Below are 12,436 nucleotides of genomic sequence, written 5' to 3' on the forward strand. Positions count from 1 at the left end.
GCGGAGCACAACCACATAACATTACAACTGCATCACTTGTCACGGCACTCGACGCGCCTGTCACAATAGGTGCAATGTCCGAGCCATTTGAGCAGGAGCAAGCAGACGCGCAGTCGGCCCCGCCGGCGCCAGCACCGGATCGCTCATCGAAGTTGTGGTGGCGTGGCGTGCAGGCCACAGCGACTCGGCGATCCCTGTTGCTGACGGCGCTCGGCGGCTTGCTCATCGCCGGTATCAGCACCGCGCTGCCTGCCGCCGCGGACGATCCCGGCCGCCTCGTCGGGCTCTCGAAGACGGGCACCGCCGGCACCACCCGTGCCATCCAGGTATTCGACAAGACCGCCGTCGGTGACTGCCTGAACTGGCCCAACAAGGCTGCCGACCAGCCGTCGATCGTCAACTGCAAGGACGACCATCGCTTTGAGGTGGCCGGCACAGTAGACATGCGCAGCTTCCCGGGCAGCGAGTACGGGCCGAACGCAGCGGCGCCGTCGCCCGCACGGATTCAGCAGATCAGCCAGGAGCAGTGCCAGGCTTCGGCGAAACGGTATCTGGGCACCAAGTTCGACCCGAACAGCAAGTTCACGATCGGCTTGCTGTGGTTGGGCCAGAAGGACTGGGCCGAGCCCGGCGGGCGGCAGATGCTCTGCGGACTGCAGCTACCGGGTGCCAAGAACGATCAACAGGCATTCAAGGGCCACGTCGCCGATCTCGACCAGTCGAAGGTCTGGCAGGCGGGCACGTGTCTGGGGATCGAGACGAGCACGAACCAGCCCACGGACATTCCCACCGATTGCCCGGGTCCGCATGCGACAGAGGTCACCGGCGCCGTCAACCTCGGCGAGAAGTTCCCCGGTGGGGTCCCATCGGAAAACGATCAGGATGCGTACATCAAGGATCAATGCACCCGGATGACCGATGCATACCTGGCCCCAGTCGAGCTGCGTGGCACCACGCTGACGCTGATCTACAACACGATTTCGTTGCCGAGCTGGACGGCTGGCAGCCGCCAGGTGAGCTGCAGCATCGGCGCAACTCTCGGCAACGGTGGGTGGTCCACGCTGGTCGGCAGCGCGAAGGGGCCGTTGCTCATCAACGGGCAGCCGCCCGTGCCGCCGCCGGATATCCCAGCCGAGCGACTCAACATGCCGCCCGTTCCGTTGCCGCTGCCGACCGCGATCGACGCCTCGCAGCCGGGCCAGTCTCAGCAGGGGCAGCGGCCGCAGCAGACGTTGTCGCCGACCAACGGCGCACCGGCACAAAGCAACCAGCATCTGCCGAATGCGCCGGGGCCGCAGACCGTGCAGGCCCCCGCGCCGGGTGCGCCGGGTCAGGCTCCTGGTCCAGCGCAACCGCCACCCGCGCCACAAGAAGAGCCGGAGGGAGCGCCGCCGCCCTTCGGTGCTCCGCCACCACCTCCTCCGGCCGAACCCCCGGTTCCGGCGCCACCGCCGGCGGCCTAGCGGCATGGCCGTGCGGATGAGTCCGCAACGGTTCGATGAGCTGGTTTCCGACGCGCTCGACCTCATTCCGCCGGAACTCACTGCCGCGATCGACAACGTCGTCGTCCAGGTCGAGGATCGCCACGATGACGACCCGCACCTCCTCGGCCTGTATGAGGGCATCGCGCTTACCGAGCGCGATTCGTCGTACGCGGGTGCGCTTCCCGACATGATCACGATCTATCGCGAAGCGCTGCTGGACGTTTGCGACACTGAGTCCGACGTTGTCGAGGAGGTCGCGGTCACCGTGGTCCACGAAATCGCGCACCATTTCGGGATCGACGACGACCGGCTTCACGAACTGGGCTGGGCCTAGTTGGCGCGGCAGCCACAAGTTGTCGTGCCGTAGTGCTATGAACAGCTCATGGATCTCGGCTGCCGCCGATGCCGTGACGGCTGGGCGCACTGCCATGGCACGGTCATCATCCACGCGCTGAGCCGCGCGGAATGCACCGAACCCGATTGCGACGGCCCGGATCTGATCGCCCACGAGCTGCGCATCGACTGCGACGCGGCCGGTTGCCGATGCGGTCAGGCGACCGCGGTGGCCGTCTAAGGCCTCACCCCATCGGGTCGGCTGACTCCAGTTCCTCCGGTCGGGGCATACCCCGCGGATTCGGCATGAACGGCGGGCTGTGCTGACCCCATTGCACGCAACTCCAGCGCCCATCGGTGATCGATGCCAGGACTACCGACTCGGCGTTGGCGATGTGGTGCTCCACCACGAACGACCCGTCCACCCCTGCCAGTGTTGCGGCCGCCAACCGGATCGCGGCACCGTGGCTCACCACGACGATGTCGCCCGTCCAGTTGTCGTCATCGAGGTATCGCATCCTCAGGTCGGCGAGCACCGGCAGGTACCGGTCGAGCACCTGCGTGCCCGTCTCGCCGCCAGGCATCGCGGCCTCGAGTTCGCCGAGGTGCCAACGTTCGTACACGCTGTTGAAGGCAGTGACGGCCTCGTCGTCATTGCGCATCTCCAGATCGCCGACCTGGACCTCATGGATGCCCTCGACCGTTCGTGGCGCGATCCCCCACACCTCGCCGATCACCTCTGCGGTCTGGGTGGCTCGCGTGGCCACCGAGTGCACAAGCATGCCGGGGTTCCTGTCGAACTCGCGGGCGAAGCTGCGCGCCTGCGTGACGCCGTCGGGGGTCAAGGACGCGCCGGGTGGCCGGGTGTCCAAACGGCGCTCGACATTGCTGTGGGACTGGCCGTGCCGCAAGAGCACCAGGCGCCCGCTCATGACGACGCCCGCCTGGAGCTCGTGGGGCTGGCGTTGCGCAGGTTCTCGAGCCAATGATCGGCATCGTCCATCTGCGGTGGCCTGGCGCCTGCGACGGAACCGGTGGGCCACGAACCGAGGAATCGCACATCTGCACAACGACGATGCAGCGCTTTGAGTGCCTCAGCGACCGCTCCGTCGTCGACGTGGCCGACGCAGTCGAGGAAGAACAGGTACGTTCCGAGTTCCGTTCGGGTGGGCCGGGATTCGATCCTCGTGAGGTCGATGTCACGAATCCCGAACTCCGTCAGCGCGGCGACGAGCGCACCCGGTGAGTTGTCGATGCGCAGCACCACCGACGTGCGGTCGGCGCCAGTGCGAGCAGGTGGGCGCGCCGGCAGGCCGGCGAGTACGAAGCGTGTGCGCGCATTCGGCTCATCGACGACGCCGGATGCCAGCTCGGTGAGGCCGTGGTGTCGCGCCGCCAACGCGGTGGTCACCCCTGCGTCGGCCTTGCCCGCGCTGACGTCGACGGCTGCTGCGGCATTTGAGTTCGCAGGCACCAGTTCCGCACCAGCCAGGTGCTCCGACAGCCACTGCCGTACCTGCGCCGCGGCGACTGGGAACGCGGCGACGGTCGCCACATCGGCGGCCTGCAGGCCGTCGCGGATCACGATGCTGAATGCGACGTCCAAGGTGATCTCCGCGAACAGCCGCAGCGGCGCTCCGGAAGCCAGGCTGTCCAGCGTGGGTGTCACCGAGCCGTCGATGGAGTTTTCGATCGGCACGCATGCGTAGTCGGCGGAGCCGTTTCGCACCATGTCCAGAGCGGCGGCCGCACCATAGGCCGCGACGGACTCGACGGCGCCCGTTCCGGGGATCATGTTCTGGCTCGCCATGTGCTGTAACGCCGCTTCGGTGAAGGTCCCCTCGGGGCCCAGATAGGCGATGCGGGTCACCGTTAAACCCTATCCGCACCGATGAGCCGCTTGCGCGAAGAGCAAAAGACCGATGAGCCGCTTGCGCGAAGAGCAAAAGACCGATGAGCCGCTTGCGCGAAGAGCAAAAGGGCAAGCGGAAGGTAGGGCTTGCGCGTTCTTGGCCACTGTTATTAAGTAAGGCTTACCTCACTCGTGAAGGAAGGCTCGCCATGCCCGTCGCGTCCCCGCCGACCCCCTCAACCGCCGAACGGATTCGCAGCGTCTGCGTGCGGGCGAGCGGCGCGATGCTGGCGGTCGACGGCGTCCCACCCGCGACGACCCCCGTGCACCACCTGCTCGACGACGGGACGTTCGCCGTCACCGTGCGCGCCGACAGCCCCACGGCCAACGCTGTCGCGGACGTCGACGGTGTCGAGGCAATGCTCGAGTTGACCGACCACGCTCCTCTGCCGCTGCGCAGCCCGGTGCGCTCGCTGGTGTGGATTCGTGGCCGGCTGCGCCGGGTGCCCTCTCCGCTGGCTGCGGCGCTGCTCGACGTGATCGCCGAAGAGGATCCCAATCCGGCACTGCTGCAAGTCAATTCATCACCTGGCTGCGACAGCGACGACGTCTTGATGTGGTTGAAGACGGAGTCCGTGGTGATTGCCGACGCCACCGGCGCGGAGTCTGTGGCGCTCGCCGATCTGCTGTCGGCGCGGCCCGATCCGTTCTGCGCGATGGAATCATGCTGGCTTCAACACATCGACGCTGAGCATCGCGAGGTGGTCGACCTGCTCGCATCGCGGTTGCCGGCTCCGCTGCGGTCCGGCCAGGTCCGTCCGTTGGGTCTGGACCGCTACGGGGTGCGCCTGCGCGTCGAGAAGACGGACGGCGACCACGACGTGCGGTTGCCCTTTGCCGCTCCGGTGGACGATGTGACGGCGCTCGGGCGTGCGATCCGCGTGCTGATGGGCTGCCCGTTCCTCAACGGGCTGCGAGCGCGCAGGATGTAACCACCGAAGCAACTCCTTGCGGGCAGCTCCGGTCCGCGGACGGCTACGGTAGCTCCGGTGACCGAGCCCCCCGTCGATCCCAGCACCGCGGACCAGCAGCTGGATCGGCGCGCGTTGACGGTCGAGGTTTTCCTCGTCCTCGCGGTGACATTCGGAATGTCGGCGATCAGCTCTGCACTGCAGCTCGTCGACTCTGTCTTGCGGACGTTGAGCAAGCAGAAGATCCCTTTGATCGAGCGACGGTCGTACTTCGACCTGGTCGACCTGGGATTGAATCTCACCTACGTTGCGCAATTGGTGGCTTGGGGCCTGCTGGCGCTGTACCTGTTGTGGCGCAGCGACATTGGACCAAGTCGCATAGGGCTGAAGCGATTCCGCCCGCGGTCCGACGGGCTTGGGGGCGTCGGTTTGGCCGCATTGATCGGCATTCCGGGGCTCGGTCTGTACGTGGTCGCGAGGTTGCTTGGCCTCAGCGCGACCGTGGTGCCGACCACGCTGACCGACACCTGGTGGCGGATCCCCGTCTTGGTCCTTGCCGCCTTCGCCAACGGGTGGGCCGAGGAAGTCATCGTCGTCGGGTACCTGATGACGCGACTGCGTCAACTCGGCCGCAGCGATACCCAAGCGGTGGTGCTCTCGAGTCTGTTGCGCGGGGCCTACCACCTCTACCAGGGTTTCGGTGCGGGGCTGGGCAACTTCGTGATGGGTGTCGTCTTTGGCGTCGTGTGGCGACGCACAGGCCGGCTCTGGCCCCTGATCGTCGCGCACGGGATCATCGACACCGTCGCGTTCGTGGGATACGCGCTGGCGGCGGGTCATCTCGGCTGGTTGCCGTGATGTCGTGCGCGACGTTGTTCTGCTCCTCGCGTCCGCGGTCCCCCCGTAGATTGTTCAGGTGAGCGACGACTGGCCAGCCGGCGGCAATCCGCCGACCCGTAGGCTTCCGTCGCCTCCTGACGGTGGCGCTGAGCCGTCACAAGTCATCCGCCGACCACCGGGGTACCGCCCGCCATCATCGGCGGCCCCGAGGCCTCCGCCGACCAAGCCGATGCCCGTACTGCCACCCGACTACCGGCCGCCACCGCCCGCGTACTCGCCGCCGCCCCCACCGCCGCCGGTTTTCCGGCAGCCTTCGTGGCAACAGCCACCCCCACGACCCGCGCCGCCCAAGCCGCCGCGCAGGCGGCGCCGCCGGGGTCGCTGGATCGCGCTGGCAGTGGTTCTCGCGCTGCTGATATTGATCGGCTTTCCCATCGGGTTCGGGCTCTGGGTGGACAGCTCCCTGCGCAGGGTTCCCGTGCTCGCCGACTACGAGGGCCGGCCCGGACCCGGTGACGGTACAACCTGGCTGTTCGTCGGTTCGGACAGCCGCAAGGACCTGACACCGGAACAGCGCAGCGAGTACACCACCGGAGACGAAGCCCGCAACGGGCTGACTGACACGATCATGATCATCCACGTGCCTGCGCTCTTTTCCGACACGCCACCGACCGTGGTCTCGATTCCGCGCGACTCGGCTGCCGACATTCCCGGATACGACACGAACAAGATCAACTCGGCGTTCTCGCTCGGCGGTGGGGAACTGCTCGTGAAGACGGTCGAGGGCAAGACCGGCATTCGCATCGACCACTACGTCGAGATCGGCTTCGTCGGCGTCGCCGATGTGGTCGAAGCTGTCGGCGGTGTCCCCATCTGCCTGGCCCAGGATGTCGACGAGGACGACTACGTTCCGATCCATCTCAAAGCGGGATGCCAGACGCTCGACGGACGCACCGCGTTGGCATACGTCCGCACGCGGTACGCGTTCGCCAATGCCGACCTGCAGCGGGTCAAGAACCAGCGCGAATTCCTCTCGGCATTGCTGCACCGGGCGGCCAGCCCGGCGATCTGGCTGAACCCGTTCCGATGGTTTTCGGTGTCGAGCGCCGTCACCGATTCGCTGACCGTCGATGAGGACGCTCATGTGTGGGACCTCACCCGACTCGCCTGGGCGCTGCGCGGGTCGCCGGTGATGCTGACCGTGCCGGCGGCGTCGTCCGGTGACTATCTCGCGTGGAACGACGAGGACGCTGCGAAGCTCTTCACCGCGATCAAGAACGACGACCCGATTCCGCCGGAGCTCCTCGAGCAGCCCTAGCCGCCCGGCAGCTCCGACAGGCCGCGCTGCAGCCATTCCTTGGTCCGGCCGGGGTGGTTGGTCGCTATCCAGCCGACGCCTAGATCACGGCAGAATTCGACGTCCGCGAGCTCGTCAACAGTCCAGCAGTAGGTGGCTCGGCCCTGTGCGGCGGCTCGATCGACGAGTTCGGGGTGCTCGCGCAGGGTTTGAATCGACGGCCCGACGGCGGTGGCGCCGACGGTGGTCGCCGCGCTGCCGCCGAGGTAGCGGGAGGTCTCGCCGAGCAGAACCGTTGGCAGCATCGGCGCCGCCCGCCGGATCCGCCAGACCGCAGCTGCCGAGAACGACATCACGACGGCGCGGGACCGGTCCGCTGACGCCGGCGAGGCGATCCCGTAGCGGTGCAGCAGCGCCAGCACCTTGTTCTCGACCAGCGATCCGAACCGGACCGGGTGCTTTGTCTCGATGAAGATCTTCACTGGACGGCGCCAGTCGAGGACGAGTTTGACCAGCCCGTCCAGCGTGAGCAGCCCGGTGTCGCCCTGCGCGGTGTCCGCTTGCCTGCTCGCGTGCCAGGCGCCGTAATCGAGGGCGCGCAGTTCTGCCAGCGACATCTCGCTGACCGCCCCAGAACCGTTGGACGTCCGGTCCACCCTGCGGTCGTGGACGCACACCAGGTGACCGTCGCGGGTCAGCCGGACGTCGCATTCCACGCCTTCGGCGCCTTGCTGCAGCGCGAGTTCGTAAGCGGCGACCGTATGTTCGGGACGGTCTGCCGACGCGCCCCGGTGCGCGACGACGAAAGGATGCGCGGCGTCGCCAGACGTCATACGGCTATGCTGCCGGTTCCTGCCCTTCAGGCTCAACTGCGGCACGGGATTCGCGGCGCGATTCTTTGTCGTCGGCGACCACCAACCAGCGGCGCGTGGCGCGCGCCACCGGCACGGCGTCGATTGCGTTGACCAACCGCATCGTGATCACCACGGCCGCCATCGCGAGCACGTTGGCGACGACGAAGCCGATGGTGTTGTCGGCGACAGCCTGCGTGTCGCGCGCGAAGAACCTCATCACGAACGCGTACACCGACACGACAGTGCTGACCACGAACACGGTCTCCCACGTCCAGATCAGCCGGCGCAATCGGTCGTAGGTTCCCTCGACCTTGGCCAGTTCGACGATGTAGGTGAGCGGCCACACCAAGTTGACGATCGGAATGAGGCAGCCGGCGCGCATCGCCCACACCCGGCGCGGATCGCCATCCTCGAAACGTCGGAATGCCGTGGCGCGCCGGGCGATCAGCCACTCGGTCAACAGGACCGCGCAACCCACCACCGCGACTATCGCTGCAATGCTGACGCCGATGGGCACCCAGGTTCCCAACCAGGCGACGACCGAGTCCAAAAGCACGTCCCTGTTGATCATCAGCAGCACGTAGCGCCCGACGTACAGCAGTGCCGCGACGCCCAGAATCGCGACGGTGGTCAGCAACATCGCGCGAACGGCCCGCGATGACGGGGCCCACCGCGGTGCTTCGGCCTGGGGCGGTGCGAACTGGGTGGCGGGGTCGACGAGACCCCACCTGGGAATGAACGGATAACGGGGAGTGGGCCCCAGAGCGCGGTGGCGACGGCGTGGCGACGGCCCGAATCCAGGTCGTACGGCAATCCATCGATACCCGGTCGGCGGCCGCGACCCGGTGCGCGCGCGTGTCGGCGGCGGCAACGGCTTGCGTGCGGTGGGTGTCCACGTGGGCGGCGGCGTCGGGGGCGGCGCCGAAACGTACGGCGCTAACAGCGCGCCATGGCACCGGGGACACCACTGCCGCTGGCGGTCACGCACGTTCCACCGCGTCGCACAACGCGAGCACACCTGGATCACCCGACCAGGGTAAGCCAGTTTTCCGCGGACGTTCAGGCGGTGCCTGCGCCGCGGCGGGCGATGATCACCCCCCGAGGGATCGGGCGGCCACAGCTATCTCAGGCGAGATCTGCTTATCCACAACTCCAGTCAAATCGTCCACAGGGGGACGGTCGCGGCTAGTGACCTGAGCAGGCTACATAGGGTAGCCGCTGGCGGCCTGTGGATAACGGGGCCGCTGCGGCCAGGTCCAATCAACAGCCGAGGGATTAGCGCCAGCGAAATGCGTTGACTAGCTAGGTACTTGACGACGTGAGTCGCACGGCTGGCACGATTTTCGCTGGCGTGACTGAGCGGTTATGATCGCGTCACAAGGTGGTGTGACACATCTCACTGGGGGCGAACTTGAACGTGCAGACAGGGGGCCGCTGATGGCGGCTCATCCGATCGGATCGAATCCCTCTGAGTGGAACCCGTCGGCGCACGTCTATACGCGATCGCAGATGACGTCCGCGTTGCGTGCGGCGCTGATCGCGTTGGTTCTGATGGCGATTCTCGCCGTCATCGTCTTGCTCTGATCCGGCCCGACTGGCCGGTGACGCCAGTCGGCGTCACGCGGGCGGATAGACGCCCATCTGCTTGCCCTTGTCTGTCTGCCAGAAGATGTCGGCGATTTCATCGATTGTCTTCAGCAGCTTCTCCGCGGCGGCGACGTCGAGCGACTTCTTCACGTCACCCGCACCGTGGACACCGTCCCAGAACAGCTGATGCAGGTTGGGGAATTGCTCGAAGTGGTCCTTGGCGAAAAAGTCCGCCCACAACACCATCAGGTGATGCTTGACCTCCTCGGCGCGCTGCTCCTTGATGATGATCGCGCGGGCCTTGAAGTGATCGTCGTCGGAGTCGTGGTATTTCTGAAGCGTTTTCAGGCACGAGAGCGCCTCGATCTTGGCCTGCGCCGGGTCGTAGACGCCGCAGTACAGATCGCAGTGGGCATGGGCAGGAGTGGCATTGGAGAAGAGTCGATGCAGCATGGTTTTGAACCTACCCTCTAGGGATGCGGCGAAACCATACGTATCGAGCCTGGCCGCTGCGCCGGTTCGCGGTCGTCGAGGACTCCATGCGCCCCGCCCTCAGTCCTGGTGACGGACTACTCGCCCTCCGCGGTGGCGCTGTTCGGCGCGGTCAATTGCGTGTGTTTCGTGATCCGATGCTGCCGTCGCAGTGGCTCGTCAAGCGCGTCGGCGGAGTGCGTGGCGGCGGTCGCCGCGCCATATTCGAGGCCCACTCTGACAATCCCAATGCACCCGGTGTCGTCGACTCGCGGCAGTTCGGGTGGGTGCGGGCGGTCGGCTCCTATCGCGTGTTGTGGACAGTGCATCGACGCGAAAGCTGACCCGCCATGTCTCGGTTCATCAGCCGTTAACGCTCGTGTCGGCTTGCGCGCCGGCTGCCAGCACGTCATTCTGACCGCACCGACCCAGCGGTGTGTCACTACGCACCCTGGATCGAGAGGGCGGAGGCGGATGTGAGTACGGGATCCGGCCGGGCCATCGAGGTGGCCCCGTTCCATTCGCACGGCGCTCTGAAGGGCTTCGTCGTGTCCGGCCGCTGGCCTGATTCCACGAAGGAGTGGGCGCAACTTCTCATCGTGGCGGTCCGGGTCGCGTCACTACCGGGATTGCTTTCCACGACAACGATTTTCGGTGTCCGCGAGGAATTGCCCGAAGAACCTGAACCCGGCACCGTCGGCCTGGTCCTCGCAGAGGGCCCGGTTGTCGGTGAATCCGCCCTTCCGCCAGGCCATTTCGCTGAGTACACGCCGCCAGCATTGATGATGCTGCACCCGCCGTCAGAAACTGTGCCGTCGTTGCCGGAATGCACCGGCGCAGCATCGGGCTGCGTGCTGCTGCCCGGCCTGCCCCACCTCGGGCTCGACCATCGTGCCGCGTGGGTGGAAGCCGAGGCCGACGGGACGGTCACGTCGATGGTCAGTCGCGTGGGCGTCGATCCAATCAGTCACCCCGACACGGCCATTCTGGCGATGCTGCTTGCGGCATAAGGACATTCGAAGCGCACGATACGGGCACCCGAAATCTCCTCCTGGCTGGCGTACGGCTTCGTCAGCCGCTAACGTCGACTGCGTAAGCGAAGGGGAGTAGCCCCCAATCGCCGTGTCGACACACTGGCGCAAGCCCGGCCGGCGAACCGCACCTGCGGGAGCTTTGCTCCTCACGTCTGCGGTGGGCGAGACCTTCGACCCGATGCCCGGCATCGCCAAACGCGGTGGCGGGCGACGCGTCGAAAGGTCGCCATGCTCACCGGACTACTTATCAGCCTCGGCGTCGTCTTTGTCGCCGAGCTCGGCGACAAGTCACAGCTGATCTCCATGACCTACGCCCTGCGGCACCGCTGGTGGGTGGTGCTGTCCGGGGTCGCTATCGCGGCCCTGCTGGTGCACGGCTTGTCGGTGCTGATCGGCCATTTCCTCGGCCTGACCCTGCCGGAGCGACCGATCGCGTTCGTAGCTGCGATCGCCTTCTTCGGGTTCGCGATCTGGACGTGGCGGGAGCGCCCCGACGGCGGCCCGGCTCCGGATGCCCCGGAACGCCGGTTTGTCTTGCCTGCCGTGATCTCGTCCTATGTGCTCGCAGAGCTCGGAGACAAGACGATGCTCGCGACCGTCGCATTGGCAAGCAAGAACAACTGGGCCGGCGTGTGGCTGGGCGCGACGATCGCGATGGTGCTGGCCGACGGATTGGCGATCGCGATCGGGGCTCTGCTGCACCGTCGGCTGCCCGAGCGACTTCTGCACAGCGTGGCCAGTGTGCTGTTTCTGCTGTTCGGCCTGTGGTTGTTGTTCGACGCGGCACTCGGCTGGACGACGGCCGCCGTCGTTGTGACCTCGACGACGGCAGCGCTGACCCTCGGTGTCGCGGCCGTGGTGGCCGTTCGGCACAGGCGAGCCGCATCCGAAGTGACGGGTTGACGGCGTCGCCCTCACCCGCGAGTTTGCTGCGCAGGCCCCCTGCGCGTCCGGTCCCGTATGCGCAGCCTGAACGCGCCGTGTCCTCAGCTGTCGACAGCAAACCGTGAGGCGGGGACACCGCCGACACCGGCAATAGCCGCCGAGAATGCGGTTTTCGTTGCGTGCGAGAGGACATCGAGCGGTTGAGACGCGCTGTGCTGTCGAGACCGAAAATTTGCCCCTGACAGCCAGACACCAGCCCGCCCGGCAACGCGGAGCAGCGGCCGAAACGCCCACGCCAGCGCGGAATTTCTACACCTGCGACAATATTCCCGGCTGGATTCTCTTGGTTCCGGGCAAAACACTCGCTACCATAGTCAGCAAATCTATTGCGGGTACTTAACTGGTGCAGTTTTTGGAGGTCATTTGATGAGCACGACGTTCGCAGCCCGACTGAATCGGTTGTTCGACACGGTATATCCGCCCGGTCGAGGCCCGCATACGTCTGCGGAGGTCATCGCCGCGCTTAAGGCTGAGGGCATCACGATGTCCGCCCCTTACCTGTCACAGCTGCGCTCCGGCAACCGCACGAACCCCTCCTCGGCGACCATGGCGGCCCTTGCCAACTTCTTCCGGATCAAGCCCGCTTACTTCACTGACGACGAGTACTACGACAAGATCGACAGCGAACTGGCGTGGCTCGCGGACATGCGTGACGAGGGTGTCCGACGAATTGCCGCACGCACCGTAGGACTGTCCAGCGAGGCCCAGGACGACCTTGTGGCCAGGGCAGAAGAACTGCGCCGCCAGGAACACCTCGACCGTTAGCCA

General features: G+C 66.3%; 16 protein-coding genes. 11 read left to right on the forward strand and 5 right to left on the reverse strand.

The features are described from left to right. Positions 1 to 74 precede the first annotated feature (74 nt). From QOH60_RS23730 to QOH60_RS23740, 3 genes are read left to right on the forward strand one after another with little or no spacing between them, the layout of a single operon-like run. Positions 75 to 1,463 carry a septum formation family protein gene (locus QOH60_RS23730; protein ID WP_526424330.1) on the forward strand — a complete coding sequence of 463 codons (1,389 nt, stop codon included), beginning with the start codon at positions 75 to 77 and terminating at the stop codon, positions 1,461 to 1,463. Between the two features lie 4 nt (positions 1,464 to 1,467). Further along, complete coding sequence (locus QOH60_RS23735; protein ID WP_526424331.1) at positions 1,468 to 1,818, forward strand: metallopeptidase family protein; 351 nt, start codon at positions 1,468 to 1,470, stop codon at positions 1,816 to 1,818. A 48-nt stretch (positions 1,819 to 1,866) separates the two neighbouring features. Continuing rightward, positions 1,867 to 2,058 carry a hypothetical protein gene (locus QOH60_RS23740; RefSeq protein WP_526424332.1) on the forward strand — a complete coding sequence of 64 codons (192 nt, stop codon included), beginning with the start codon at positions 1,867 to 1,869 and terminating at the stop codon, positions 2,056 to 2,058. A gap of 4 nt (positions 2,059 to 2,062) precedes the next feature. Here QOH60_RS23740 and QOH60_RS23745 read toward each other — a convergent pair whose 3' ends face one another. Beyond that, positions 2,063 to 2,749: a histidine phosphatase family protein gene (locus QOH60_RS23745; RefSeq protein WP_526424333.1), complete on the reverse strand. Its 687-nt coding sequence runs from the start codon at positions 2,747 to 2,749 to the stop codon at positions 2,063 to 2,065. Further along, complete coding sequence (gene pheA / locus QOH60_RS23750; protein ID WP_526424334.1) at positions 2,746 to 3,687, reverse strand: prephenate dehydratase; 942 nt, start codon at positions 3,685 to 3,687, stop codon at positions 2,746 to 2,748. Before pheA ends, QOH60_RS23745 begins: the two co-directional genes overlap by 4 nt. A gap of 191 nt (positions 3,688 to 3,878) precedes the next feature. Here pheA and QOH60_RS23755 point away from each other — a divergent pair, with 191 nt between their 5' ends. The 3 genes from QOH60_RS23755 to QOH60_RS23765 are packed head-to-tail and all read left to right on the forward strand — an operon-like array spanning position 3,879 to position 6,798. Next, positions 3,879 to 4,661, forward strand: coding sequence for a DUF2470 domain-containing protein (locus tag QOH60_RS23755; protein WP_526424335.1), 783 nt, complete (start codon positions 3,879 to 3,881; stop codon positions 4,659 to 4,661). A 57-nt stretch (positions 4,662 to 4,718) separates the two neighbouring features. Then, positions 4,719 to 5,498 (forward strand): CPBP family intramembrane glutamic endopeptidase, encoded by a 780-nt coding sequence (locus QOH60_RS23760; protein ID WP_526424336.1) that lies wholly within the window; start codon positions 4,719 to 4,721, stop codon positions 5,496 to 5,498. 58 nt (positions 5,499 to 5,556) lie between these two features. After that, entirely contained in the window at positions 5,557 to 6,798 is a 1,242-nt protein-coding gene (locus QOH60_RS23765) for an LCP family protein (protein ID WP_526424337.1), read from the forward strand. On the opposite strand, the gene QOH60_RS23770 is transcribed toward QOH60_RS23765, so the two are convergent. Both QOH60_RS23770 and QOH60_RS23775 read right to left on the reverse strand, forming a co-directional pair. Then, positions 6,795 to 7,610: a glycerophosphodiester phosphodiesterase gene (locus QOH60_RS23770; RefSeq protein ID WP_526424338.1), complete on the reverse strand. Its 816-nt coding sequence runs from the start codon at positions 7,608 to 7,610 to the stop codon at positions 6,795 to 6,797. The two genes, QOH60_RS23765 and QOH60_RS23770, sit on opposite strands and share 4 nt — an antisense overlap. A gap of 4 nt (positions 7,611 to 7,614) precedes the next feature. Next, positions 7,615 to 8,658: a DUF4328 domain-containing protein gene (locus QOH60_RS23775; RefSeq protein WP_526424339.1), complete on the reverse strand. Its 1,044-nt coding sequence runs from the start codon at positions 8,656 to 8,658 to the stop codon at positions 7,615 to 7,617. Positions 8,659 to 9,068: 410 nt separating this feature from the next. Between QOH60_RS23775 and QOH60_RS23780 the strand changes: the two genes are divergently transcribed. Continuing rightward, positions 9,069 to 9,215: a hypothetical protein gene (locus QOH60_RS23780; RefSeq protein ID WP_526424340.1), complete on the forward strand. Its 147-nt coding sequence runs from the start codon at positions 9,069 to 9,071 to the stop codon at positions 9,213 to 9,215. 33 nt (positions 9,216 to 9,248) lie between these two features. Here the strand turns inward: QOH60_RS23780 and sodN are convergent, their stop codons facing one another. Further along, positions 9,249 to 9,671, reverse strand: a complete 423-nt coding sequence (gene sodN, locus QOH60_RS23785) for a superoxide dismutase, Ni (RefSeq protein ID WP_526424341.1) — start codon at positions 9,669 to 9,671, stop codon at positions 9,249 to 9,251. 23 nt (positions 9,672 to 9,694) lie between these two features. Here sodN and QOH60_RS23790 point away from each other — a divergent pair, with 23 nt between their 5' ends. From QOH60_RS23790 to QOH60_RS23805, 4 genes are all read left to right on the forward strand, one after another. Further along, the gene (locus QOH60_RS23790; protein ID WP_526424342.1) at positions 9,695 to 10,033 is read left to right on the forward strand and encodes a S26 family signal peptidase; all 339 of its coding nucleotides are present in this window, start codon (positions 9,695 to 9,697) and stop codon (positions 10,031 to 10,033) included. A 132-nt stretch (positions 10,034 to 10,165) separates the two neighbouring features. Further along, positions 10,166 to 10,699: a peptidase gene (locus QOH60_RS23795; RefSeq protein ID WP_526424343.1), complete on the forward strand. Its 534-nt coding sequence runs from the start codon at positions 10,166 to 10,168 to the stop codon at positions 10,697 to 10,699. 252 nt (positions 10,700 to 10,951) lie between these two features. Then, a complete protein-coding gene (locus tag QOH60_RS23800) occupies positions 10,952 to 11,626 on the forward strand; it encodes a TMEM165/GDT1 family protein (protein ID WP_526424344.1) in 675 nt (224 codons plus the stop codon). A gap of 408 nt (positions 11,627 to 12,034) precedes the next feature. Continuing rightward, on the forward strand, positions 12,035 to 12,433 hold the full coding sequence (locus QOH60_RS23805; RefSeq protein WP_526424345.1) for a transcriptional regulator: 399 nt from the start codon (positions 12,035 to 12,037) through the stop codon (positions 12,431 to 12,433). Positions 12,434 to 12,436 lie beyond the last annotated feature (3 nt).

It is taken from the genome of Mycobacterium sp. (assembly GCF_032159765.1).
In the GTDB taxonomy this organism is placed as follows: domain Bacteria; phylum Actinomycetota; class Actinomycetes; order Mycobacteriales; family Mycobacteriaceae; genus Mycobacterium.